General features: G+C 32.2%; 21 protein-coding genes and 3 pseudogenes. 17 read left to right on the top strand and 7 right to left on the bottom strand.

Translation table 11 applies throughout. The features are described from left to right. Nucleotides 1-256: 256 nt before the first annotated feature. The 4 genes from ACJDUG_RS14220 to ACJDUG_RS14205 all read right to left on the bottom strand — a co-directional run bounded on the left by ACJDUG_RS14220 (nt 257) and on the right by ACJDUG_RS14205 (nt 2,187). On the bottom strand, nt 257-430 hold the full coding sequence (locus tag ACJDUG_RS14220) for a YvrJ family protein (RefSeq protein ID WP_406770542.1): 174 nt from the start codon (nt 428-430) through the stop codon (nt 257-259). Between the two features lie 100 nt (nt 431-530). Beyond that, nucleotides 531-953 carry a hypothetical protein gene (locus tag ACJDUG_RS14215; protein WP_406770541.1) on the bottom strand — a complete coding sequence of 141 codons (423 nt, stop codon included), beginning with the start codon at nt 951-953 and terminating at the stop codon, nt 531-533. Nucleotides 954-1,124: 171 nt separating this feature from the next. Continuing rightward, on the bottom strand, nt 1,125-1,664 hold the full coding sequence (locus ACJDUG_RS14210; RefSeq protein WP_406770540.1) for an ImmA/IrrE family metallo-endopeptidase: 540 nt from the start codon (nt 1,662-1,664) through the stop codon (nt 1,125-1,127). An 88-nt stretch (nt 1,665-1,752) separates the two neighbouring features. After that, nucleotides 1,753-2,187, bottom strand: a complete 435-nt coding sequence (locus ACJDUG_RS14205) for a helix-turn-helix domain-containing protein (RefSeq protein WP_406770539.1) — start codon at nt 2,185-2,187, stop codon at nt 1,753-1,755. A 140-nt stretch (nt 2,188-2,327) separates the two neighbouring features. On the opposite strand from ACJDUG_RS14205, the gene ACJDUG_RS14200 reads away from it, so the two are divergent. The 12 genes and pseudogenes from ACJDUG_RS14200 (at nt 2,328) to ACJDUG_RS14145 (ending at nt 13,510) form a co-directional block, all read left to right on the top strand. Then, the gene (locus tag ACJDUG_RS14200) at nt 2,328-2,534 is read left to right on the top strand and encodes a helix-turn-helix domain-containing protein (RefSeq protein WP_406770538.1); all 207 of its coding nucleotides are present in this window, start codon (nt 2,328-2,330) and stop codon (nt 2,532-2,534) included. 54 nt (nt 2,535-2,588) lie between these two features. Continuing rightward, entirely contained in the window at nt 2,589-3,455 is an 867-nt protein-coding gene (locus ACJDUG_RS14195; RefSeq protein WP_406770537.1) for a DnaD domain-containing protein, read from the top strand. A gap of 10 nt (nt 3,456-3,465) precedes the next feature. Beyond that, entirely contained in the window at nt 3,466-4,755 is a 1,290-nt protein-coding gene (dnaB, locus tag ACJDUG_RS14190) for a replicative DNA helicase (RefSeq protein ID WP_406770536.1), read from the top strand. A gap of 98 nt (nt 4,756-4,853) precedes the next feature. Then, nucleotides 4,854-5,432, top strand: a complete 579-nt coding sequence (locus ACJDUG_RS14185) for a sigma-70 family RNA polymerase sigma factor (protein ID WP_406770535.1) — start codon at nt 4,854-4,856, stop codon at nt 5,430-5,432. A gap of 58 nt (nt 5,433-5,490) precedes the next feature. After that, nucleotides 5,491-6,255, top strand: a complete 765-nt coding sequence (gene yaaA / locus ACJDUG_RS14180) for a peroxide stress protein YaaA (protein WP_406770534.1) — start codon at nt 5,491-5,493, stop codon at nt 6,253-6,255. 51 nt (nt 6,256-6,306) lie between these two features. Then, a pseudogene (locus tag ACJDUG_RS14175) lies at nt 6,307-6,525 on the top strand (Y-family DNA polymerase); the annotation flags it as partial. 588 nt (nt 6,526-7,113) lie between these two features. Further along, nucleotides 7,114-8,245 (top strand): annotated as a pseudogene (locus ACJDUG_RS14170) (RNA-guided endonuclease InsQ/TnpB family protein). Between the two features lie 167 nt (nt 8,246-8,412). Next, nucleotides 8,413-9,741: pseudogene (locus ACJDUG_RS14165) on the top strand (Y-family DNA polymerase); the annotation flags it as partial. After that, entirely contained in the window at nt 9,738-10,166 is a 429-nt protein-coding gene (locus tag ACJDUG_RS14160) for a YolD-like family protein (protein WP_406770533.1), read from the top strand. The pseudogene ACJDUG_RS14165 and the gene ACJDUG_RS14160, both read left to right, overlap by 4 nt. Nucleotides 10,167-10,474: 308 nt before the next feature. Then, a complete protein-coding gene (locus tag ACJDUG_RS14155) occupies nt 10,475-11,551 on the top strand; it encodes a M24 family metallopeptidase (RefSeq protein ID WP_406770532.1) in 1,077 nt (358 codons plus the stop codon). A 187-nt stretch (nt 11,552-11,738) separates the two neighbouring features. Beyond that, nucleotides 11,739-13,106 (top strand): MATE family efflux transporter, encoded by a 1,368-nt coding sequence (locus tag ACJDUG_RS14150; RefSeq protein ID WP_406770531.1) that lies wholly within the window; start codon nt 11,739-11,741, stop codon nt 13,104-13,106. 110 nt (nt 13,107-13,216) lie between these two features. After that, nucleotides 13,217-13,510, top strand: a complete 294-nt coding sequence (locus tag ACJDUG_RS14145) for a hypothetical protein (RefSeq protein WP_406770530.1) — start codon at nt 13,217-13,219, stop codon at nt 13,508-13,510. A gap of 59 nt (nt 13,511-13,569) precedes the next feature. On the opposite strand, the gene ACJDUG_RS14140 is transcribed toward ACJDUG_RS14145, so the two are convergent. Further along, nucleotides 13,570-14,316: a GNAT family N-acetyltransferase gene (locus tag ACJDUG_RS14140; RefSeq protein ID WP_406770529.1), complete on the bottom strand. Its 747-nt coding sequence runs from the start codon at nt 14,314-14,316 to the stop codon at nt 13,570-13,572. A 345-nt stretch (nt 14,317-14,661) separates the two neighbouring features. Between ACJDUG_RS14140 and glf the strand changes: the two genes are divergently transcribed. Further along, entirely contained in the window at nt 14,662-15,786 is a 1,125-nt protein-coding gene (glf, locus tag ACJDUG_RS14135) for a UDP-galactopyranose mutase (RefSeq protein ID WP_406770528.1), read from the top strand. 54 nt (nt 15,787-15,840) lie between these two features. Here glf and ACJDUG_RS14130 read toward each other — a convergent pair whose 3' ends face one another. Then, nucleotides 15,841-16,857 (bottom strand): glycosyltransferase family 2 protein, encoded by a 1,017-nt coding sequence (locus ACJDUG_RS14130; RefSeq protein WP_406770527.1) that lies wholly within the window; start codon nt 16,855-16,857, stop codon nt 15,841-15,843. Continuing rightward, nucleotides 16,858-17,508, bottom strand: coding sequence for a phosphatase PAP2 family protein (locus ACJDUG_RS14125; RefSeq protein ID WP_406770526.1), 651 nt, complete (start codon nt 17,506-17,508; stop codon nt 16,858-16,860). A gap of 432 nt (nt 17,509-17,940) precedes the next feature. Here ACJDUG_RS14125 and ACJDUG_RS14120 point away from each other — a divergent pair, with 432 nt between their 5' ends. From ACJDUG_RS14120 to ACJDUG_RS14105, 4 genes are all read left to right on the top strand, one after another. After that, nucleotides 17,941-18,636, top strand: coding sequence for a hypothetical protein (locus tag ACJDUG_RS14120; RefSeq protein WP_406770525.1), 696 nt, complete (start codon nt 17,941-17,943; stop codon nt 18,634-18,636). A 372-nt stretch (nt 18,637-19,008) separates the two neighbouring features. Beyond that, entirely contained in the window at nt 19,009-19,164 is a 156-nt protein-coding gene (locus tag ACJDUG_RS14115) for a hypothetical protein (protein WP_406770524.1), read from the top strand. A gap of 161 nt (nt 19,165-19,325) precedes the next feature. Then, nucleotides 19,326-20,384 carry an HRDC domain-containing protein gene (locus ACJDUG_RS14110; RefSeq protein WP_406770523.1) on the top strand — a complete coding sequence of 353 codons (1,059 nt, stop codon included), beginning with the start codon at nt 19,326-19,328 and terminating at the stop codon, nt 20,382-20,384. Nucleotides 20,385-20,763: 379 nt separating this feature from the next. After that, nucleotides 20,764-25,023 (top strand): P-loop NTPase, encoded by a 4,260-nt coding sequence (locus ACJDUG_RS14105; protein WP_406770522.1) that lies wholly within the window; start codon nt 20,764-20,766, stop codon nt 25,021-25,023. Nucleotides 25,024-25,584 lie beyond the last annotated feature (561 nt).

The following is a 25,584-nucleotide window of genomic DNA, read 5'->3' as shown; positions in this document are numbered from 1 at the left end:
TTGAACTGATTGAAATTTAACCCGTAGGGGGTCAAATTTAAACGCAAAAAGGGGTCAATTTTACTTGACAATCTACACTGTTTACTGCCATATATATTCACCTCCTTTTTCAGTATTTAATTGTGGCCACATACATAAATATACACTTTGGAAATTATTTATCGGGTTAAACATAAGAAATTTTAAAAATATTTTACATTAATAAAAGCAAAAAAGAATTATCCTGCAGCAGATAGATTTGCTGCAGGATAATTCTCTAATATGTAGCTTTTTTGCTATCATTACCACTAAGCCTTACTGAAAGTATAGTTGAAAGCTGGTTTATAGAAGAAGATAGACTGTCTAGCTTACCTTCAATTCTTATAAGCAGATAAGCAGCTACCGCTATGGGGAAACCAACATTAGCTATGCTTTTTAAAAGGTCTTCCATGTAATCACCTCCATTTTTGCATTTATAATAATAAATATGCAGTAGGCGAAGTAAATGACGGTATAGCTGCTATTTTATTTTTAATTACTTAATTTATATATTATTTTTCAAATAAAAAACCATGGTAATACCTAATAGCCTCATCCACAATAGTATTCATATACACATTAACATCGGGATGAGCTGCTTTAATTTCGTTAAGCATCTTTGCTGTAGAGTAGCGAAGCTTATAGAAGCGATTTACTGTGTAGGCTTCTCCATCAATGGATGGAGTGGCTATATTAGCTTCTGTTTTGGTTTTTCTAGTATCTATTAATGCTTCTGCATCAGGTTTTGAGGTGTTAAACCCAAAAGCATTAATAGTAGTTGGAGTTCCTGTTAAACCAGGTTCTGATTCTGATGTAAAGCTAAAAGAGGATAAAACATTTCCAGGTGCCACATCACCTTCCGAAAAGCCGTTTTCCTCCTCATCATAATAGTCAAGATTCTCTATAGAGCTAATAGACTGATTTTTTCTTTCCAATGACGTTCACCTCAATCACAAATTTATATATATATAAATATGCACATAAAGGCTAGATTTACTATGAAATGGCTTGTTTCAAGTAAATATTTATATATTAGAATATTTTTATAGGCAAATATAAGTATATTTAAAATTTTTTATAGGGAACTATTTATATATTTAAATAGTTTATACTTTTCTGATTAGCTGCCTTTGATACAATGCAGATTCATCTGATGACCTGGGGTGACAATGATTATATGAAAAGCCTACAGCTCCAGCATTTAGAAATCTTGAAGCAAATTCATCAGCTTCAATCTGTTCAATATTAATTTCTTCGGAAGTCTTTAAAATGTGTGGAATTAATAGATGTCCTAGTATGATATGTGCTAATTCACGGGCGATAGCAAAGGTTAATTTTTTATAAGTAGGATGCTCGAGAGGATAGTTTACTTTATTTCTATTAACAAAAATAATATGTAAACTATGTTCTTCAACATATTCTGTTAGTGCATCATATTTTTCAGAGAGATCAATGAATGAGTATTCAAAAGGGAAGGGTTGAAGTGCTTTTATATCTTCTAAAAGTTCCATATAATCAATAGGCAAGTGGTTATTATTAAAATGTAATAACTCAATTAGCCAGGATAGTCTAAGAGCAATGTAATTTTGACGATATTCTGGAATATGATTTAAGGTACAGTAATCTATATCGTAATCTTGTTTCATGCATAACCTCCATAACAAAAACTAATAAGTAAATAAGTTAGTAAGGAAAATTATACATTTTTGGTATATCTATTACAAGACTTGACTTTTATCTTTTTTTATATTTTAAAAATTGCTGGAGTAAAACTTCAGTCTGAGCTTTTATTATTTGCAGTTCATTTTCTGAAAGGTCTGAAGCTGATACTCTATAGGCAAGATTAGCCCAGCTACTATCCTTTTCATACATATCTTTTATTTGTCTTGTTATGTCTATTAGGTTTCCATCTTCATCTTTATAAATATTTTCAGTGAAGCCTTTGTGGTCTATGACCTCTTCTATATATCCTGCCTTTTGTAATAGTTCTTCGCAAGCTACACCTAAAAAAGGAGCAATAGCTTTAAGAACTATAGGAGAAGGTTTTTTCCTTTCACCAGTTTCAATTCTACAAATTTCTGCGTTACTAACACTGCACTTTTCAGCAAGCTCTCTTTGAGATAATCCTATTTCTTTTCTTAAATTTTTTATATATTCACCAAAATTCATGACATCACATCCTTTTAAATTAATTATATAAAAAGTGATACCTAATGGCAATAGAATTCCATGGAATTAAATGACAATTGGTAAATTGAAATGTTAACATTAAATATGAGAACGAAAGGTAACACAAGGGAGGAAATCAAATGCTTTTAAATGTAAAATATCTTATAACTCTTATTGAAAAAAAAGGATGGTCAGAACGACAGCTTGCTATGAAATGCGGACTATCCTCTGCTACTGTTTCGCGCATTATATCAGGAAAAAGGGGAGCGGGAAGTAAGGCATTAGTTGGAATAAGGAAGGCCTTTCCAAATGAGCCCATAGAAAAACTATTTTTTTTATCTAATTAGCTACTTAATGATAATGGTGGACAACTATAATAAATAAAAAGGAGAGCATTAATTATGGCGAAGTATAGACAATTACAAACCTGTTTCTGGAAGGATAGTTTTGTTACAGAGCTCACACCAGAGGAAAAGTTCTTCTACATGTATCTTATGACTAATGATAACACTACTCAATGCGGAATTTATACTTTTATTATTAAGTTTGCTGAAGTGGAGACAGGCTATAACAGGGAAACTATTGAAAAGCTCTTAAATAGGTTTATTGAGTATGGGAAGATAAAATATTGCAGTGAAACAAAAGAAATTATGGTTGTAAATTGGCTAAGGCATAACTTTATAGGTAGCAAGCCAGTTATTAGCTGCATTAATAGAGAGTTAAAGCAAGTTAAGCAGACTGCTTTCATTACAGAACTATACAATATATGTAAAAATAATAACTATCCTGTTGAGACTATTTTCAATGGTATAGATATAGTTTCCATAGGGTATACAAGCCATAGTGAAGAAGAAAAAATACTCTTAAGGGAAGAAGAAGAAATAGAAAAAGAAGAAAAAGAAGAAGTAGAAGAGAAAATTAAAGCTGCTGCTGTTGCTTTAAATGGGGACTTAAATAATAACTTTAAGAAAGTAATTAATGCTTTTAATAATAATATTCATCTAATAACCCCTATGGAATATGAGAAGCTTTTTGACTGGTGCAAAGATATGGATTTTGAGGTGGTAATAGCTGCTATTGAAGAAGCTGTAAAGCATAATGCCAGAACAATGGCCTATATAGAAAGAGTTCTTAACAGCTGGCTTGAAAAAGGTTATAGCACAATGCAGGGAGTCAATGCCTACAAGAGGGACTTTAAAAACAAAAAAGAGCTATCTAAAGAAAATAGATCTATTCCTAATGCCAAGGCCTATGAGCTTATAGAGTGAGGTATATGTGATGGCAATAAACACTTTTTATAATTTGGAGGCTGAAGCTGAAGTTTTAGGTTCAATAATGAATAATAACAACAGCCTTTGTAATATTATTGATTTTTTAAGCTATGATGATTTTTACAGCCCTAAACACCAAATAATATATAAGGCTATGGTAAGCATGTATGAAGATGGATCACTTATAGATATAACAACTCTTTGTGATAGGCTTGGAGTATGTTTAACTGAAGCAGGCGGCATAACCTACATAAGCCAAATTTTTTCAAGCTGTATTTCTGCTGAAGGCCTGCTTTCCTATGGCTCAATAGTAAAAGAAAAATCTAATAAAAGAAAGCTTATGAAGACTGCTAAGGAAATGTTACTGGAACTTAAAGAAAAGGATATTGAAAGTAGTAGTGTTATTGAAGCCGTACAGGATAAGCTTATAAATATTAAATTTGAAAGGAGTCTGGAGGATGGGAAACTGGAAGAGCCAATGATAGACTTTTTAAATAAACTTGAAGAAAGATGGAAAAATGGTGGGGACATTCAAGGCATAAAATGCGGTTATAAAAGCTTGGACAAGGTTCTTGGGGGCTTTAAGCCTCAGGATTTTATCATAATAGCAGCAAGACCTTCCATGGGGAAAACTGCTGTAGCTCTTAATTTGGCTCTAAACTGTGCCTTAAGAGCTAAGGCCAAAACTGCTTTTTTCAATCTAGAAATGGGAAAGACGCAAATAATTGAAAGAGCAATTGCCTCCTATTCAGAAATACCTATGGAAAATATAAAAAAAGGCAGTCTCAATGATGCTCAATGGGCCCTTGTAGGGAGTGCAAGCAGTATAATTGCCAGCAGCTCACTTATGATTTTTGATAAGATATTTACACTTAGAAAGCTTAAGGAAGAATGTAAAAGACTAAAGCTTCAATGGGGTCTTAATGTGGTATTTATAGATTATTTACAGCTAATAAATAGTGAGGAAAGAACAGAAAATAGAACACAGGATATTTCAAAAATATCAAGAAGCCTTAAACTTATGGCAAAGGAGCTGGATATAACCGTTATTTCCTTGTCTCAATTGTCTCGTGCCCCGGAGACTAGGGCAGATCATAAACCTCTATTGTCTGACCTTAGGGAATCAGGTGCTATAGAGCAGGATGCCGATATCGTTATGTTTTTGTATAGGGATGAATATTACAAAGCAGACAGTGACAGACCCAATACTATAGACTGCATTGTTGCAAAAAACAGAAATGGACAGGTGGGTACTGCTAGGCTTAAGTGGAGTGGGGAGTGTCAAAAGGTTATGTAGTAAAAGTGAGGAGTAGTGCACTATTGTTACATCTTATAAAGTGTTTTGTAGTAGCATGGGTTAGTGGCTAAATAATTATATATAATGGAGGGGTAAATGTGAATCAAAATGAAATTGAAGCCTGTGTAATAAGAGCGAAAATAGGAAGTCAGGAAGATCTTTTAAAAATCCTAGAGCAATACAAGCCCTTTATTTTCAAAACTGCAAAAACATTTAATATTAAAGACTTTGACACCTATGATTTAGCTCAGATAGCCTATGTTACCATAATAAATGCAGTATTAAAATATAAAATAGGCTCTCATACCTTTACAAGCTACGCTATGAATGCTATACAAAATGAATTTAAATATACTGCAAGAAGAAACTCTAGGTATAATAAGGAGCTAAGCCTTAATACACCTTTAAATGAAGCTGAAGATAATTATAATGAATTTGTTGATTGCATAGAAGAACCGGAAATGATTGAGGAGGAGCTGATTAAACATGAAAAATCCAAAGAATTAAGACAAGCTTTGGCAAGACTATCTGAAGAGGAATTAGAACTTGTTATTATGGTGTACTATAATAAAGTTTCGATCAAAACTTATGCTGATAAGAAGGGTTTAGTCTATACTACAGCAATAAATAGAAAGAATAAAATTTTGAAGAAGTTAAAGGGGTTAGTAGTTGGTTAATTTTTAAAATGCAGACTTCGCAATAATCATGATATAATTATCATGAGGTGAGTTACCAATGCTTATCATATTATCGCCAGCAAAAACTCTTAACATGGATAGGGCACTTAGTACTAATTTATATACAAAGCCGCTATTTATAAAGGAAGCAAGTGGCTTAATTAAGGAGCTTTTAAAATATTCTCCGCCAGAGATGGAAGGACTTCTTAAAATAAATAGTAATCTTGCAGAGCAGAATTTTATAAGACACATTAGGTGGCAGGAAGAACATAATTTATCAAATGCGAAACAAGCTTTATTAGCTTATGATGGTGCAGTATATCAAGGGATAAATGCAATTGATTTAAGTGAAAAGCAGTTAGCTTTTGCAAATGATCATTTAAGAATACTTTCAGGGCTATATGGTGCATTAAGACCATTAGATTTAATTCAGTCTTATAGATTAGAAATGGGAACCAAGCTTAAATATAGGAGAAGTAATAATTTAACTAGCTTTTGGAAATCTAAGCTTACCACCTATATTAAAAAAGAATTACATTTCCAAAAGGATAACCTATTATTAGATTTAGCCTCAAAGGAATATTCTTCGGTATTAGATATGAGTAAAATTAATGTAAGGGTTATAACACCAGTATTTAAGGAATATAAAAATGGAACTCATAAAGTCATAACTATTTATACAAAACGGGCAAGAGGACTTATGTTAAGGTTCATTATTGAGAATAATATTGTTTCGCCAAATGAATTGAAGGAATTTAATGAGGAAGGATATAGTTATAAGGAATACCTATCATCTGATACAACTTGGGTATTTACAAGATAGAAATAATAAATCTAGCAGATAATTTTTGAAGGAGGCGACTGAATAGTAAAAATGAAGAATAGAACCTATATAGCAATTGATTTAAAATCCTTCTACGCTTCGGTGGAGTGTATTGAACGAGGGCTTGATCCCTTGACAACAAACCTTGTTGTTGCTGATGCAAGCCGCACTGAAAAAACCATCTGTCTTGCCGTTTCTCCCTCCCTTAAAGCATACGGTATTCCTGGCAGGGGAAGACTCTTTGAGGTAACTAACAGTTACAAAAAAGTTATAAAAGTATATTAAAGTAAATTTTTATAACATATAAAAATTGTTGACAGCCTCCCAAGTTTGTAAAGAGCTTGGAGTGATAGAAAGATATTCTATCCAAAATCCTTTGAATTGCTGGAAGTCCTTAAAGTTAGCTAAACCACAAAGTAAGTATGAAATATGACTAGGCTTGATGGTGACGAAAGTAGAAAAAATTAGCTAAATGGCACATGGTTAAAACCTAAATGCTAAAATAAAATAGGTAATCAGCAGCGAAGCCCTTAAGTAGGGGAACGTTCAACGACTATCCTGTTATGGGAGTACACTGAAGTCAGTGGAAGTGGAGGACACCTAGGAATTAAAATTCTTGGTGATGATATAGTCTACGCTTATATGAAAGTATAAGAAGTTCGTAAGAATTGTAAGGCTTTGAGAACTGCATATATGTAACGAATGTATGTGAATGTGCATAAAACTTGTGAAAGATTATAAGAATATAAAATTTATTTTGATGTAATCTTTTTAGAAATTTATCAATTTATTAGCCTCTTTTCTGTATATCCGAATATATGTTTGGGTATACTAAGCTTAGCAAAGGAGGTGAAATCCATGATAAAATCTATTAAAATCAGATTGTTTCCTACAATAGAACAGAAAATATTGATGTGTAAGTCCTGTGGAGTAGCTAGATTTGTTTATAATTGGGGACTTGAAAGATGGGAAAAAGAATATAAGCAAGGTTTAAAACCTTCAAGCTTTAGCTTGAAAAAAGAATTTAACAATACAATAAAGAAAGACTTAACATACAGTTGGCTATATGACGTTAGCGGACAGATACCAGCAAAGGCTTTTTGAAGACTTAAACACTGCTTTTAAAAACTTCTTTAGTGGAATATCTAAATATCCTAAATTTAAATCTAAGAGAAAATCAAGGCAATCCTTTTATGTTAGATATGATGCCCTTAAATTTAATGATGATAAGGTTAATATTGAAAGGATAGGAAAGGTAAGATATAAGACAAATTATAATATTCCTATCTTAAATAAATATAATAATCCAAGATGTCATTTTGACGGCAAATATTGGTATCTTACATTTGGATTTGACAAGTGCGAAAACCAAGCTATATTAAATAAGGATTTAAGTGTAGGAATAGATTTAGGAGTTAAAGACTTAGCAGTAGTAAATTGTTTAGATAAGCCCATAAAAAACATTAACAAATCTGTAAAGGTAAGGAAACTAAAAAAGAAACTAAAAAGATTACAAAGACAAGTATCAAGAAAATATGAAGCAAATAAAAATGGAAACAGTTATGTTAAAACCAATAATATTATTAAGCTAGAAAATACCATTAAACTAATTCATAGAAAGCTATCAAATATAAGGGATAATCATATTCATCAGGCTACAAGCAGCATTATAAAACAAAACCCTTACAGAGTAGTAATGGAAGATTTGAATGCTAGTGGACTCATGAAAAATAAGCACTTAGCTAAAAAAATAGCAGAGCAAAAATTCTATGAATTCATAAGACAAATGAAATATAAGTGTGAATTCAATGGTATAGAATTTATTCAGGCAGATAGATTCTATCCTTCAAGTAAGTTATGTTCTTGCTGTGGCAGTAAGAATGATAACTTGAAATTAAAGGATAGAGTATATATCTGCGATAAATGTGGTTTAACTATAGATAGAGATAAAAATGCTTCAATAAATCTTGGTAGATATAAATTAGCATAAGTTAAATAGAAAATAATGCTAATATGTAGGGTGCGTTGTACCCGAATTTAAGCCCTTGGAGTATTACACCAAACTAAATTAGATTAATATCGAAATAGGATACTGCGAAGAGGGAATACAAAATAAAATTTATATATTCTATAAACTTTTATAAGTTTTATGCAACGGTTGTACAGAAGGCTAAGGAAGTAAATGCATTACGGTTACACAAAGCACCGGGGAGAGTCTTTTCTGGTGCTTCCTTCAATGATATAGAATTGAAATCCTCACCGAGTATCGCCCTGGACTATATTGCTGCTCCGCCGAGAATGGCACTTTATATAGAGTATAGTACGCAGATTTACAATATCTACTTGAAGTACATTGCGCCTGAAGATATTCATGTATATTCCATTGATGAGGTATTCATTGAAGTTACCGATTATTTGAACACCTACAATCTTTCAGCCCATGAACTTGCCACGAAAATGATTATGGATGTTATTAAAACTACTGGCATTACAGCAACAGCTGGAATTGGCACAAATCTGTACCTTTGCAAGGTGGCTATGGATATTCAGGCAAAGCACACTAAAGCAGATCAAAACGGCGTTCGAATCGCTGAACTTAACGAAATAAGTTATCGCCATTTGCTGTGGTCACACCGGCCACTTAAAGACTTTTGGCGTGTTGGCAAAGGCTATGCCAAGAAACTGGAGGAAAAAGGTCTTTTTACCATGGGAGACATTGCAAGATGCTCTCTCGGTAAAGCCACAGATTATTACAATGAGGATTTACTGTACAAATTGTTTGGCATCAATGCTGAGTTATTAATCGACCATGCATGGGGATGGGAACCATGCACCATCGCTGATATTAAAGCATATAAACCCAGCACAAACAGTATTGGGTCGGGGCAAGTGCTGCAATCTGCCTATACCTTTGACAAAGCAAAGCTGATTGTGCGGGAAATGTCTGATCTGCTTGTTCTTGATTTAGTGGACAAAAGGCTTAAGACGGATCAGCTTGTTTTGACAGTTGGATATGATATTGAAAATCTGACAAACCCTGAAATAAAGAAATCATATCACGGGGCGACTACCACCGACCACTATGGACGTAATGTTCCCAAGTCTGCACATGGCACGACAAATCTTGATAAGTCTACATCCTCTACAAAGCTAATCATGGATGCCGTCACAGAGCTGTTTGAGCGCATCGTTGACAAAAATCTCCTGGTAAGGAGAGTCAACATCACAGCGAATCATGTTGTGGATGAGGCAATTGTTCAAGAAAAAGATAACTTTGAACAGCTTAATCTATTTACGGATTACAAGACTGTGAATGTGAAAAAAGAGGAAGAAGAAGCCCAGCTTGCACGAGAAAAAAGGATGCAGAAAGCAATGCTTCAGATAAAAAAGAAATACGGCAAGAACGCCGTTCTAAAGGGTATGAATCTGGAAGAAGGGGCTACCACATTAAACCGAAACAAGCAGATTGGAGGGCATAAGGCATGACGAGAGAATACGATGACATCATTAATCTACCGCACCATGTCTCTGCGACACACCCTCATATGACAGCCATTAATCGGGCAGCTCAGTTTTCCCCATTCGCTGCACTGACTGGCTATGATGCTGCTGTCAAAGAAACTGCAAGATTAACTGACGAGAGAGTTGAATTGGACGAAAATAGGAAGGACATTTTGAACAATAGGTTGCAAATTCTGGCAGATTGGATTAAAGAGCATCCTGAAATAGCAATCACTTACTTTCAACCAGACGCAAAGAAGAACGGTGGGGCATATGTTACTACTTCTGGTATTGCTAAAAAGATAGCCAAATATGAACAGGTTGTTGTTATGACCGATGGCACAACGATCCATTTTGAAGAAATCATTAGCATTGAGGGGCAGATATTTAAAATCATGTTTGATGAATAAATAATGATAAATTCCAAATTGCAGAACATTTCTACCAAACAAACAAAGTTGGCCGACTGTATTTAAAAATATCTACAAGTAATTATTTATATATTTATAATGTTGTGATAAAATACAAAGATTATTAAGTAAATTATAGGATATTTTTGGTTAATTTAATGAGGAGAAAATAAAATGTATGGTTAACTAATAGTTTGAGCAGGTCTGTTTACAAGACTTAAAAAACTCATTGCCAATAATTGATAAAGGGTTTTCGCTTTTCGTGCAGAATTATAAAGATATACATTATAGTAAGGAGTTGAAGAATTATGATTCAAGAAAGACTTGACAATGTTTTACAGTTGATGAAAGAAAAGAAAATACCTCAGATGATAGTGTCTGATTCAAACACCATTTTCTATCTTACCGGCAAGTGGTTTCATACAGGGGAGAGGATGATTGCTCTTTATATTAATATAAACGGAAATAATAAACTGTTTCTGAATGATCTGTTTCCTGTTAATGAGGATATTGGTGTTGAAATAATCAGATTCAATGATAACCAGGAGCCTGTGGAGATGCTTTCCAGGTTTGTTCAAAAAGATAAACCTATGGGTATTGATAAAACATGGCCGGCGCGTTTTCTATTAAAACTTATGGAATTTGGCGGTGGAAGCACATTTATTAATGGCTCTGAAATTACTGACAGAGTGAGAATGAGTAAGGATGAGAAAGAAATAGAACTTATGAGGGAGTCTTCTAGGATTAATGACATTGCTGTAGACAAACTGATAAAATCAATATCTCCCCAATATACAGAAGAACAATTGGGAAATATGCTCATGGGTATATACAAGGACTTGGGAGCGGAAGCATTTTCTTTTGATCCGATAGTAGGATATGGGGCCAATGCTGCTGATCCTCATCATGGCAATGATGATTCCACTTTAAAAGAAGGAGATTGTATTGTCATAGATATCGGCTGCAAGAAAGCTTCTTATTGCTCAGATATGACAAGAACAGTTTTCTACAAATGTGTTCCAGAAAAAAGCAGGGAAGTATATGAAATTGTAAAAGAAGCTAATTTAAGGGGCATCGAAAAAGTTAAACCTGGAGTCAGATTTTGTGACATTGATGCTGCTGCAAGGGATTACATAGAAGAAAAAGGTTATGGAAAATATTTCACTCACAGATTAGGACATTCCATAGGAATAGAAGACCATGATTTTGGTGATGTTTCATCAGTTAATCTTGATATAGTTCAGCCGGGAATGATATTTTCTATAGAACCGGGAATCTACCTTCCTGGAGAGGTTGGGGTTCGTATTGAAGATCTGGTCCTTGTAACTGAAAATGGCTGTGAGGTATTAAATAAATACAGTAAAGAACTTACAATAATAGAATAACAAAAATAGATTATTTTCAGTTTTTTAATAAATTAAATGAATGGGGCTGTGGCGCTAAGTAATTAGTGCACAGCTTTTTTTGTATAAAAAATAATTAATTATATAACTTAGATGACAATGTTACATTATTGAGTTAGAATAATAAAGATTATTATTTTGGTTATTTTAAAACTTATAGGGGGCTAAAATGAAGAAATTTACTTTCAAATTAGATAAAAAGGCAGATAAAGAAATAATTGAACTAGCTTGGCCGTCAATTACTGAACAGATACTGGAAATGATGGTAGCAATGGTTTCTACTATATTTATGGGGAGAATAGGAACTGATGCTGTGGCTGCAGTTGGAATGGTAAATATGCTAATCGGATTTTTACAAACTGTTTTCTCAGGCCTTTCCATTGGGACTACAGTAATAATAGCAAGGGTAACTGGTGAAGGAGATATAAACGAAGCAAAGAGAGCTTTGATACAATCCATGTATATGTCACTTATAGTTGGTCTTATGCTTGCTGTAATAGGGAGAATTTTATCTGTAAATATTCTTGGGCTTTTCTTTGGAGGAGCAGAACCAAAAGTATTTAGCATAGGCATAAGTTATTTTAAAATTATATTATTGAATCTCCCATTCTTTGTTCTGGATATTATAGTTTCTGGAGCAATGAGAGGAGCAGGGGATACCATGACTCCTATGGTAATAACTGCAGGAGTAAATATCCTTAATATTATATTAAATACTGTATTAATATTTGGGGTACCGATGTTAAGCATACCAGCACTAGGAGTAGTGGGCTCTGCAATTGCTGTTACCACCTCAAGAATAGTTGGGGTAACAATCAGAGTCTTGGTGTTATACAATCGAAAAGGACTGAAGCTTAATCTCAGTCTTGAGGATGATTACAGCATTAAACCTGAACTGATGAAGAGAATTATAAACATAGGGGTACCAGGCTTTATTGAACAGGCAGTTATGCAGGGAGGATTTCTTGTAGTTCAAATAATTATTGTATCTATTGGAACGGTAGCTATGGCTGCTTATCAGATAGGAATAAACGTAAATGCGCTTGCTTTCTTCCCTGTATTCGGATTAGCAATTGCTAACACTACACTTGTAGGTCAGAGTCTTGGTGAGAGAAGATATAAAAAAGCAGAAAACTATGCTTATGAAAGCCTGAAAATTACTATGATGGTGGGGACATTAATCGGCATAGGAATGATTATTTTTGCTAAGCCTTTAGCACATCTGTATTCTAACGATCCACTTGTTATTAAGGAATCAGTAGGACTTATTCGTACCTTTGGAGTGCTGGAACCGCTTCTTGCTATATTGAATGTATGCTCAGCAACGCTAAAGGCTGCAGGAGATATAAAATATGTTATGGTGTCTTCCTTTGTGGGACTTTGGACCTGCAGAGTTTTTGTATGCTTTGCGCTTGTGAGATGGTTTGGAGTAGGTATGACTGCAGTTATAATAGGAATATTCTTGGACTTTAGTATAAGATCCTTCATGTATCTATCTAGAATGAACAAAGGAAAATGGAAGTACTTAAGAGTTTAAGATGTATCTAAAGAAAAAACCAAAGAAATTCAGTAGTTTTAAAAAAGACTTTTATAGTTAATTTAAGTGGTATATGGTATAATTAGTTAATAAGCTATGGAGGGATAATTATGAAAAACTATAAGCTGCCCAAAATATCTCTAGTATCTTTTATACTATCAGTTATAAGCTTTGCCCTTGTAATAGCCATAGGAAATATTTATAAAAAGCCAGAGCTAACAATTGACCTTTTGATTTTGCCTGTATTATTTGGACTTGCCTCCATGATACTTTCAATAGTGAACCTGGCAAAGAAAGGCGAGAAAAAGAAAATGAGCATAGTTCTTATAATTATCAGTATAATTATAGTACTTGCTGCATTATTTCTATTAAGTTTATTAAGAGGACTTTTGATGCTTACATAAGTTAAAAGTATTTACCTCTAAGCCAGGTGCTTAGAGGTATTTTTACATAATTAAACAAATTAACTAGCTTTAAGAATCCTGCATTCAAATGTATCTTTAAATCCAAGTTTTCTGTAAAAATTATGAGCATATGATTCAGTTGATGTTTGTAGAATTATAGTATCAATATTATTACTAATGGAATCATCAACAGCTCTTTGTATTAATGTTGTGCTAACTCCATTTCTCCTATGTTCTGGTAGTGTGGCAACGGCATAAATCCCTGCTATATTCTCGTGGTAAATGCAAAGTGTAACTCCAATAGGCTTGCCATTTTCATATGCAACATAAAAATTTTGAGTATTTTCATCAAGATTTTTTATGTTTTTTTCTCTCATCCATGGATACCATTCATTAAATTCTTCTTCTTCTTCACAAAATGCCTTTCCCTGTACAATACTAAAGTCTTCCATATCAGAAAGGGAACTTACTCTTTTTATTATTAAGCTCTTATTTGTTTCCCATTTTGTTTTTCCATTTTCTAAAGCCATGTAAGTTAGGCTTCCTATTTTCTTATATTTTGATTTCACTTGTTCATTCATTGAAATCCATTGAGGTAGATAAATAGTATATTCATCACTTATCTTCTCAATTCCTTTGATTGAAAGAGGGAATGCAATATTATAATCTGATTTATCACTATGAATAAATTTACCATATTCAAGGTTCTCTCTTATTCCTCTGTGTGTTGATAGAAAATGAATGTGATGTTCTAATAAATTCTCCTTGTAATCCAAATTTATATTATCTTCTAAAGTTTTATCCATTGTAACTCTCTCCTTTTAATGTTTGCTAATTTTAAACCCCATAAAGAAGGTACTTTAATAACATAATAATTCATTTCTAAGTTAGTTCTAACTTAATTATAACATTTATGTATGTTCAACTATAGCAATATTAGTTGTATCAAAAAAGAAATGAACTGAATAACACCTTTAGAGATGAATCTGAAAATAGTCATAATAAATTTATTTGTTGCCTAGAAGCAACTGAAATAAAATTTTAACTGACTATTAGTAGTTATTGGTATGTTTTATAATTTTGTGATAAAATTTAAGATTATGACGCAAATTAGAGGATAATTTTAGTTAATTTTATGAGGAGAATTTAAAATGTACGATTATTTGATAGTTGGGACAGGTCTCTTTGGAGCAATTTTTGCTTATGAGGCTAATAAAAGAGGAAAGAAATGCCTTGTCATAGACAAGCGTTCACACATTGCAGGGAATATATATACAGCTGAGATAGAAGGAATTCAGGTACATATGTATGGAGCACATATTTTTCATACCAGCAACAAAGAAATTTGGGAGTATGTAAATCAGTTTGCTGAGTTTAATAGGTATACAAATTCACCGGTTGCAAGGTATAAATCGGAGCTTTATAATATGCCTTTCAACATGAATACCTTCAATAAGATGTGGGGAGTAATAACCCCTGAAGAGGCAAAAGCTAAAATACAGCAGCAGATTAAGGAAGCAGGCATTACTGAACCTGAAAATCTTGAGCAGCAGGCTATAAGCCTTGTTGGAAGAGATGTCTACGAAAAGCTTGTTAAGGGATATACAGAGAAGCAGTGGGGGCGCAGAGCAACAGAGCTTCCAAGCTTTATTATAAAAAGGCTTCCCGTTCGTTTTACCTATGACAACAACTACTTCAATGACAGGTATCAGGGAATACCAATTGGTGGTTATACTAAGATTATTGACAAAATGCTTGAAGGCATAGATGTTAAACTTGACACTGATTTCTTTAAGCATCGCACGGAATTAACTTGCCTAGCTGACAAGATTGTTTTTACCGGAATGATAGATGAATACTATGACTATTTATATGGTGAACTTGAATATCGTTCACTAAGGTTTGAAACAGAAGTTTTAGACGCTGAGAATTATCAGGGAAATGCAGTTGTTAATTATACTGAATATGAAATACCATTTACAAGGATAATTGAGCACAAGCATTTTGAATTTGGAACTGAAAATGGAACAGTAAATCCTAAAACAGTGATTACAAAAGAGTACCCTGCAAATTGGAAGCGAGGAGACGAACCTTATTATCCAATGAATGACCATAAAAACAATGACCTTTATGCGAAGTATAAGGATCTTTCTGAGAAAGAAACAAATGTTATTTTTGGCGGGCGCCTAGGAATGTATAAATACTTTGATATGCATAATGTAGTGGCAGAAGCCTTAAAGTGTGTGAGACAAGAGCTACATCTAAAAAATATGTAGGAAAAATTAATGCTTTAAAATAGTTTTTACTATTTTAAAGCATTTTTTTATAGATTAATTAAAGCCAAAAACATTTCTTGTTAATGAATAAGCGAGTAATATAAGCTTTCTTCCTATAAGTCCTTTGAATTGTACAAACAGTCCTAGAAAGGATCTGCTAACTTCCTTATACAATTTATTATTTTTATAATTTAGATAATTCCAAAGTTCTTTCTTTTTATTTAAATTTTCCTCAGTGTTATCCTTGAGTAGAAGTACAGTAGTAATTGTCATCATCATAATCAGATATTTAACCATGTACTTGCGAAGCTTTTCAGATTTTATAATTGCTGGATTATAACTGTCTATCATTATCTTAGTTACTTTAATCTGCTGGTCTATACGAGCAAGCATTATCTTTTCATTTACAGATTGATCATCTCTTCCTATAAAGTATCTGTAAAGGTCCAAATTCACATAATACATTGTACTTACATAAGGCAGAGGGTTATATACAAATATGTTGTCAACATAAAAGGTATGCTTCGGAAGTTCTAAATTACACTTTCTAAGAACCTCAGTACGATAAATGACAGAGTGCATTAATATATTCTGGCTGCCTTTAAGATAACCTAAGTCATTCCAGGTAAATATCTTTTCTTCAGGCATTGCACCTTTATAATTAATGCTTGTTGACTTTTCCAAACTCACATTTTCATAGACATAATTTGCAATAAGCATGTCCAATTGTTTAGAACTGTTAATCATGTTCCTTAATATATTAAGTATTTTTTTAAAACTATCCTTATCAAACCAATCATCGCTGTCTAGAACTTTAAAATATAGACCAGTAGCATTCTTAAGTCCTGTGTTTACTGCATCTCCGTGGCCGCCGTTTTCTTTATGAATCGCACGTATTATATTTGGATATTTTCTTTCATATTCATCAGCTATTACTGAAGTGTTATCCTTTGAACCATCATTAATAATTAAGATTTCTATATCCTCGCTTCCAATTAGCAGAGATTCTATAGCCTTATTCATATAAGCTGCTGAATTGTAGCAAGGAATTGCTATTGTTAGAATTTTCATTTATGCCTCCTGATTAAAAGAATGTATTGTTTTATTAATTTGTAAGCGTAAAGCAAATTGCCATGTCAGTTCCGAAAGTATAAGTCCTGCAAAAACATCAACTAAAACATGCTGTTTAGTTACTAAAGTTGAAATACATATCATTATTGCTGAAAATAATGAAAAATAGCGATACCATGATGGTATATCCTTAGAGTTTCTAATACCGATAAAACAGTTCCAGCTTACTAAAACATGAATAGATGGAAAAAGATTATTTGCAGCATCTATACTATATAAGAACTTAAGCATGTCCACAAATATGCCTGAAGAGGATATATCTGGTCTTATATTTGTTGTAGGATAAGCGATGTATATAATAGCGCATATTAGTTTTCCTGTTAAATCTGCTATGGCTAAACGATAGCACTGCTCTTTGCTTATGCGGCTGATTAATATATAGTTAACGATCCAAAAAAGATAACAGCCAAAATAAACAACAACAAAAATTGGAATTACCGGAATTTTATTATCTAAGTACGAGGTTAAATCATGAAAAATACGATTTTTATAAAATAGTCGTACCCCAGAATACACTGTAAAATTAACGATAACAACTAAAAGCAATGGAAGCACAGCGTATTTTGGTATAATGCTGGATATTCTTTTCATAAAGTGTTGTAAATCCCTTCAGATAAATTAATTAATATTTAGTTCGCTAAAATAGCGATTTACTAAATGAAGTTATGTAAAATGTAACACTATAAGTATAATGTTTTTTATGATAACCAGTCAATAACTTTTGATAATTGTAAAACCAGTTGAAACGGTGTGATGGTTTGAGTAGTAAGGAGCTAACTCCTAGTTACCTCCTAGTACATAGGAGGAACTTCCATTATTCATAAAACTGCTTTTTTAATCTTGAAATGTGAAAGGTCCAAATGATTGAAAGAGCAGTTGCATTCTAGAGATACTTATATGAAACAAGTACAAAGCAGTATAATAAAAAATATATTAATCTCATAAAATGGAATATAAGGAAAGATTGTAGAATAATTAAAGAAGGAAATGTTTAAAGCATACTACAAAAGGAGTGGATGCAAAATGAAAACTTTAGGCAAAGCGCTGGCAGACAAAATTGCCACGATAATTATTATCATTATTATCCTTATTGCAGGATTTTTTGCAGTTAAACATTTTATACCAAATATTTTTGGTGCAACAACGTCAAGCCAATATAATATACCTGTTGAAAAAATCACTAAAGAGTCAAAACTTGTAGTTGCTGAAGCTGAATCAAAAACCACTGCAAAGCATACTTTTTCAAATGATGAAGTGAACAAATGGCCAGATTGGTCAAAAGGTATCATGAGCATAATTGTTGGACGCCAAGTGCAGGTAGAGGTCCCTATAAAAACAGAATTTAAATTAGACCTTGAAGGAATTACTAAAAATGACATGACCATTAAAGATAATATTTTAACTTTTAATAAACCACTCACCGTTGAAGTTGATTCACAACAAGATGGTAATATTAAGGCAATCAATGATGCAGGTATTATCGACCGAGTCATTGATGCCGCTACGGCAGGTGCAACAGCACAAGAATTTCTAAGTCAAAAAACACAAGAAACTATCGAAACAACTTCTGATAATGTGATGAATAGTAAAGATAGTCAAGAAAAAGTTCGTAAGTATGCAGAAGAAGAACTTGAAAACCTTTTGAATCTCGATTCTAAAGACCATATCAATGTAAGCTTAAAGACAAGTGACTTGAAATTTGTCAATGTAGATAAATAAAACTCTGAGATTTAGCATCCAGAATCACTAGGGAAGGTTCCTTTTGAATTCTGATCACTAATTTTAGGTAGATTTTGAATTTTGAGTATTTATGCTAAGATATATAGACAAAAGTACATAATGCGTAGTAAAATTGAATTAATGGAATATATTGTATTTATGAAACAAATATACTTTCATTTCTAAACTATCAAGAGTTAGGGTAGAGAGTTAGCTCGTTGACCCTATACCAACCTGCCTATAGGTAAGGTGGTTCTGCTAACAACGATAAGGAGGTTTATATTATGATTAAATATATCTTCTTATCTTCTTATCTTAGGATAAGAAGATTTTTTATTATTAATATTATTTATTAAAGTGAGGAGTGAAAATATGGATAAGAAAATAAAAGTAGTAACATTAGCTGAGGCAATTAAAGATATGACATCAGAAGAACTTGAAAGATTTAAAAAGGAGAGGTATGAGAAATTTATTAAACCGCTTATGGATATGAATATGAAAGAGTTGGAAAAGCTTAATGGAAAATAGATACTTGAGCAGCCAGATCCTAATAGTATAGATCTAATTGAAAAGTTAAGCTTTTTTTAGTGAAAAATAAACTTATAATTTTGATAATAGAAATAAAGATGTGTAATGTTTGTAAAATATGGTATAATTTGCTCATATCAATAGATGAGGTGAACAAAGGGATGGGATTATTTAATAGAATGAAAGAACCGGTTTTTCTTAAGGAAAACAGTGATGCAGAAGCACAATTAGAAAAGCTTAAAATCTTAGAACCACTACTAAATGCAGAAGGGCAAAATATAATAAAACAAGATATAAAATGCCTTGAATATGGAATTACAGGAGAAAAAAATATTTATTTTGAATTAAAGAATAGTCATTTGCCTATGTATATTTTACATGATATCTATCTTGAGGATGGAGACTTGAGCGCTCAGATAGATTATCTTGTTTTTACAAAGAAGATTTGCTTTATTATCGAATGTAAAAATCTATATGGAGACATTGAAATTAATAATGCTGGTGACTTTATTCGTACAATAGAATTTGGTGGAAGAAAGAAGAAAGAGGGTATATATTCGCCTATTACACAGAATCAAAGGCATTTAGAATTAATGAAAAAAATTAAGACAGACAAAAAGAATAATATTTTGACTAAATATATGGCTGGAAGATACTTTGAAGATTTAAATAAATCAGTAGTAGTTTTGGCTAATCCCAAGACAGTTCTTAATGCAAAGTTTGCAAAGAAAGAAGTAAAAGAGAAAGTTATCCGTGCCGATCAATTGGTCAAATATATAAAAGAAATGTACGAAAATTCTAAAGAACCAGCTGATTCAGAAGATAGAATGTTAGCTTGGGCACAATCATACTTAGATTTACATAAGAATGTTGAGAAAGATTACACTGGAAAATATCAACAATATAAAATTATAACACAAAAACCAAATAAAGAAGTACAAGTCTCTGTAGAACAGAGAAGTACTATAACATCAAGTGAAATTTCAGTGGAAGAAACGGATATTTTTAAAGAACTAAAGGAATATCGACTAGGTAAGAGTCGTGAAGAAAAAGTAAAACCTTACTTTATCTATAATGATAATCAATTAAAGGATTTAATTTCAAAGATGCCTAGAAACAAAGAAGATCTACAGATGGTTTCAGGGTTTGGTGAGATCAAGGCGAATAAGTATGGCGAAGATATATTAAAAATCATAAAGAAATATTGGAGTATTAAATAATAAATTTCAAGTCTAATAATATTTAATAATAAGTTTGTGAGCACTGGAGAAATCTGGTGCTTTTTATTTATAATTTTGTTGAGAAAAGAGGAAAATTCTAGGTAATTGTAGAAGTATAATAGTGTATAGATTTATAAACAAAGTTAATATTATGAAGCTAATGTCTATAATGAGAAGTTTAGAATTAATACTTCTAGGATAGTTCTCTAATAAATGTCTTGTTTAGGTTAGAAAAATTTATATATTACTATTCTTTATGCAAGAAATAGAGGAAGGTAAATTCATGAATAATGAGAACTAATACGTAAGCTTCTAGATAAAGTAATAATCTACTAATATAGAAAGAGTGAAATTTTATTAACTCTTGGAGGGGATAGTTATGAATGTAAGAGAAATGAAAGAATTATCTTCTAAGTTGAAATTACTCCAAAGTGCATGGGCTGAGAAGTTTCCTAATCGAGCACGTGGTGGACGTATAGCAATAGTAGGATTTAGATATCAATTTTATTCCTTTTTACACAATTTGGTTTATGAATGGCTTTCATATAGCACTGACGAGCGAAACAGTATTGAAAAGTTTTTAACAGTTATGGAATCACTATCTGATATTACTGCAATTACCAAAGATGGTGTTATTATTGCGACTCAGTCAAAGATAACGCTGAGAACATCTTCTTTAAACGATGCGTTAGAAGAGTTTAAGACAATACATAAAACAGCTAAAGAGGAATGCCACTTAGCATTAGGTGAATTAAAATATAGAATTTTATGCAGTAAAATTGAAGTTAATAATATTAATAAAGCTATTTTAAATTGGAAAAAAAAACAGCAAAGTTTAAATAATGAATATGATTTTACTGATTGTATTGAAGTTATATCAGAGTCATCCCCAGAAAATAGGTTATTAAGTTTACTTTCCAATCATTTAAAGTGCCAAGCTCCATTCAAATTGGTTCATAAATGGATTGGATTGATAATTAATGGAATAGATTCATATGAGACAATGGAACTGATAGGAAAACTCATCTGGGATGATTTATTAACTTTAATGCAAAGCAGCATAGAAATAAAAGATAATATTTATTTGTGGCAAGATATAGATGTTCCACCTGATGATATAAGTAAAGGTCCTGTTCTAATAGGACAACGTCCTAGCGTTTACCATTTAAGGAATGGATATTTTTCACCTCGTTCAAAATTATATGGCATCATAGAAGATAATTTGCTGTCGCTAATAGAATCATTGAGTTACAGCACTTCTGATAAAATTCCAATTTATTGGATTGGTGGAAGGTCGGGATCAGGGAAAAGTGTAGCATTACTTCATGTTCTATCAACTATACATGAAAAAGGATATGGTTCTGTAATTTGGGTAGGACATCAAACATCGTTATTAAGTGCTGCTGTTAAGTATGCCCTTGAATTAGATAATACTAGTGGTATTCAAATAATTGGTGTGGATGATCCATATGTAGTTGGAGTAGAAAATAACGTTGCACAGCATTGGGAAGAAGTATTTACTATTTTACATTCTTATCGTCAAAATGGGAATTATAAATCCTTACCTATTTTCATTGCTTGCGGTCCTACAGAACAAGCATATCTTTTTAAAGATGATTATTGTGAGTATTTGGAGTTTTATATAAAAGAGCTGCCTCAGGAATCTAATGAAGAACAATTATCTATAAAAAATTGGTATAAAGAACGTACAGGTAATGAGCCTCCCAATATTGATGATACAAATACATTAATGGTACAACAATTTTTTCAATGGGATAGGCATCAATCTATTATGGACTTTGCAAAACGTTTGCGAGATAGACTTATACTAGGAGACCAATCAAAAGTAATATATGGGCTTGTTTCTAGAATTTTATCATTAAATCGGTTATATATTGGATATGCGATTTCAGCCGTTAAGAATAATTTGACAATAGAGCAAAGAGAATTATTAGAGTGGCTGGAAAGGGACATACATTTAGGAGAACGTGAACAGCATGGTATGAATGGATATTGGTTATTGCATTCTCACTTAGCGAATGCTCTTTATCTTAATTGGTATGAAAATAAGCCTGCTGCTTATAGCGAACATTTAAAGGCAGCAATTTTAGATAGTATAACATATGGTTCTAGCCCAAATGAAAAGGCAGCTCCATTGTGGGCTGTATCAAGAGTATTTAGACAAACTCATAGAGATGATTTGCTCAAAAGAATAGATGAAAATACAGCTAAAAGTATATTAATAGATATATATGGTGTTATAATCAGCGAAAATACAACAATTGTTATTTCAATGCTGCCTGTATGGGTAGAGATATATTCTTTAAAGCCTGAGTTGAACCTTTCACCTTCTCCTATAGATATTGCAATTGAAGCTATAAAACCATGTTATATTGGAGAGACTGGCCTTAGGCTTCTTTGTCACAAAATTATGCAATATTATAATACATTTGATTTTGAAACTCAGCAAAGGATAGCGAGGGTCATTATTGAATTCCTAAGAGATACATATCATTGGAATGAATGGATTCATATAATTAAAAATGCTATAGTTGTATTAAAAGATAATAGATTGATACCAATTGTAATAAGCTATTTGTCAAGTAATTCTAATAATACTACAGCTGAACTCTTATATATATCCGCAAAAGAATGGCCAAATAATAAAGACATAATAAATATTACTATGGAGTCACTAAAAGATGCTCCATGCACATACTTCTGGGTTGAGATTGTAAGGGAGTGTATAAAGAACAGTAATCAAAAATTGAATAACAATATTATTGTCTGGCTTCAGCGACATAAAGATAATAGGCATTTATGTTTTGCTTTAAAAGAAGGTATTTCTAGATTTTACAATGAAATACATGATATTGTTATATACTGGTCGAGTTTATGGAATCATATAGACGTTGCTTCATTTGTTCTTGAGCCACTTCTTGATTACGAAAGTGATAATCAGAAAGTAATTGAATGGTGCTGTAATTGGCTAATCGCGGGTAATGGTGATAAAAGCTTTATGTTGGAAATTTTATTAAAAAATCGAGTTGCTTCTGAAGTGGTAGTTGAAATAGCAATAAACTGGTTAAACAGTGTTAGCCATCAAAATCCTTCATGGAATTTCGTATGGCAAGCACTAGAAAATGTTAATATTTCAGAGACAACTTCTTTAGACAAAGAGCTTCAATGGTTAAAAGAGAATAAAATAGATGATATTAAATGGCCATTCTTTTGGATTAATTTATCCAACAACAATCCATATGACAGCATGCTAATAGATCTAGGGACTAAGTGGTTAAAACAGCAAGATATGAGTCATCCATTATGGGGAAAAATATTTAGAAAGCTAATAGATATTTCACCTGGAGATATACAATTAACCGGTTTAGTACAAAATTGGCTTAAGCAAAAGGATATTAGTTATACTGCTTGGCCATATATATGGCAAAATTTTTATAGGAATGATTCTAGTAATCTAGAATTGAAAAATTTAGCAATAAGATGGTTAAAAGAGATAAATATAAGTCATTCAGCATGGTTAAGTGTTTGGAGTGCAATTATAAGGAATAATCCTGATGATATTGAAATATTTAATATAGGTATCAATTGGTTAAGAAAATTTGAAACTAATAATGAAAAATGGCGTAGTGTATGGGGAAAATTGTTTAATATATCTCCAGATAACGATGAACTATTACATTTTGGAGAGAATTGGCTAAAAAGTGTAAATTACAATACTACTGGCTGGTACCATGTATGGAAAAAAATGTATAAAAATAGTTTTACAGTTAAAGATAGCATTCTTGAGATAGGTAAGATTTGGTTAACAAAAGTTAATCAGGAAAATGAAGGGTGGGTAGATATCTGGGATTCGGTGTATAAATCAGACTTATCCAATATACGTTTGTTTAATATGGGAATTAATTTTTTGAGAAGTGTTTCTACGGAGAATGGAACTTGGAGCAATATGTGGTTATTGTTAATAAAAGCTAAACCAGAGGATGAAAACTTGTTTATGATCGGTTTTGAATGGATTAATAAGACTAATAGAATGCAACATGGAGCATGGCGTAACATTTGGGTGTCATTAACTAAATCTAAACCTTCAAATAGTGATTTATATAAGATAGGTATTAGATGGGTTAATTTAATGGATTTAACAAATCCATCCTGGCAGTACATTTGGATGCGATTGTTTGATTTAAAAAATATGAACTCAAAAGAGTTAAATTTAGGACTAGAATGGTTAAAGTTGAAAATCAATGTCCTAGGTGCCTGGCCTGAAGTTTTTTTAAGAGTCAAAAAATCTGAAACATATAACACTAATTTAAGAAGCTTGGGAAGAGAATGGTTAAGTCAAGTACCACAGAATACTAATTCATGGTCAAAAGTATGGTTAGAGATTATTAAACTTGAGCCTCATGATAAAAAACTTTTAGAATTAGGATATATATGGTTAAAAAAGACTAACAAATGTGTCCAAAATTGGCCAATTATATGGAGTATACTAGCACCGTTCTACAAAAATGATACTTATCTCTTTGAACTAGCATTGGATTGGACTTCAGAATATACAGATGAGCATCCATATTGGGAGAAAATATATAATATATTAGATGAAACAACCTCTGGAAAGTAGTAAAGGAATACTAAGATTCTGATGAGAAGAAAATTACTTTCTTTCAGAAATACGGTTTTTATCAAGATATGTTTGGAGATCATCCTGATGTAATGGATTATAGCTATCAATACTATAAAGATAAAAAGAAGAAAAAGTAGATTTGAATAGGAAGTCCAATTTGTCTGTAAACGGAAATACAAAACAAAGCAAGGCACCCTACGTTGTAATTCCGTAGAGTGCCTCATTTATTTTCAGACTTATTCTTCAACATTCTCAGTCACATCGAAATTGAATTCCACTGTGAATTTGTATACGTGGTTGTTAATTCTTTCAATCATCTTTCTTACCCGTTTTAGGGACAATAAAAGAGATAAATCTAGAGGCTTGGATCGACCTCAGAAGCTCGACTTCAAATTGATGAGTTGGACCTTGAATAAGGCAATGTCTAATAAAGCACACAATGTGGCAATATTTGATTAATGTTGAAAAGAAACATCATATTACAATTACTAGACTTATTTTATCGAAAATTGTTGGTTATTATTTAGAGAAAATGCTATAAATTTGTATATAAATAAC

The sequence above is a fragment of the Candidatus Clostridium stratigraminis genome (assembly GCF_045310675.1).
GTDB lineage: Bacteria > Bacillota > Clostridia > Clostridiales > Clostridiaceae > Clostridium_AT > Clostridium_AT stratigraminis.
Note: the sequence above shows the minus strand (reverse complement) of the source record. Positions and strands in the feature narration are given on the sequence as shown.

Bases quoted from the DNA above. Each gene is read 5' to 3' on its own strand.
- yaaA (WP_406770534.1), top strand. From the start codon at position 5,491: ATGCTTATCATATTATCGCCAGCAAAAACTCTTAACATGGATAGGGCA.
- glf (WP_406770528.1), top strand. From the start codon at position 14,662: ATGTACGATTATTTGATAGTTGGGACAGGTCTCTTTGGAGCAATTTTT.
- ACJDUG_RS14130 (WP_406770527.1), bottom strand. From the start codon at position 16,857: ATGAAAATTCTAACAATAGCAATTCCTTGCTACAATTCAGCAGCTTAT.
- ACJDUG_RS14145 (WP_406770530.1), top strand. From the start codon at position 13,217: ATGAAAAACTATAAGCTGCCCAAAATATCTCTAGTATCTTTTATACTA.
- ACJDUG_RS14220 (WP_406770542.1), bottom strand. From the start codon at position 430: ATGGAAGACCTTTTAAAAAGCATAGCTAATGTTGGTTTCCCCATAGCG.
- ACJDUG_RS14210 (WP_406770540.1), bottom strand. From the start codon at position 1,664: ATGAAACAAGATTACGATATAGATTACTGTACCTTAAATCATATTCCA.
- ACJDUG_RS14205 (WP_406770539.1), bottom strand. From the start codon at position 2,187: ATGAATTTTGGTGAATATATAAAAAATTTAAGAAAAGAAATAGGATTA.
- ACJDUG_RS14150 (WP_406770531.1), top strand. From the start codon at position 11,739: ATGAAGAAATTTACTTTCAAATTAGATAAAAAGGCAGATAAAGAAATA.
- ACJDUG_RS14120 (WP_406770525.1), top strand. From the start codon at position 17,941: ATGAAAACTTTAGGCAAAGCGCTGGCAGACAAAATTGCCACGATAATT.
- dnaB (WP_406770536.1), top strand. From the start codon at position 3,466: ATGGCAATAAACACTTTTTATAATTTGGAGGCTGAAGCTGAAGTTTTA.
- ACJDUG_RS14105 (WP_406770522.1), top strand. From the start codon at position 20,764: ATGAATGTAAGAGAAATGAAAGAATTATCTTCTAAGTTGAAATTACTC.
- ACJDUG_RS14160 (WP_406770533.1), top strand. From the start codon at position 9,738: ATGACGAGAGAATACGATGACATCATTAATCTACCGCACCATGTCTCT.
- ACJDUG_RS14200 (WP_406770538.1), top strand. From the start codon at position 2,328: ATGCTTTTAAATGTAAAATATCTTATAACTCTTATTGAAAAAAAAGGA.
- ACJDUG_RS14155 (WP_406770532.1), top strand. From the start codon at position 10,475: ATGATTCAAGAAAGACTTGACAATGTTTTACAGTTGATGAAAGAAAAG.
- ACJDUG_RS14125 (WP_406770526.1), bottom strand. From the start codon at position 17,508: ATGAAAAGAATATCCAGCATTATACCAAAATACGCTGTGCTTCCATTG.
- ACJDUG_RS14195 (WP_406770537.1), top strand. From the start codon at position 2,589: ATGGCGAAGTATAGACAATTACAAACCTGTTTCTGGAAGGATAGTTTT.
- ACJDUG_RS14110 (WP_406770523.1), top strand. From the start codon at position 19,326: ATGGGATTATTTAATAGAATGAAAGAACCGGTTTTTCTTAAGGAAAAC.
- ACJDUG_RS14140 (WP_406770529.1), bottom strand. From the start codon at position 14,316: ATGGATAAAACTTTAGAAGATAATATAAATTTGGATTACAAGGAGAAT.
- ACJDUG_RS14115 (WP_406770524.1), top strand. From the start codon at position 19,009: ATGGATAAGAAAATAAAAGTAGTAACATTAGCTGAGGCAATTAAAGAT.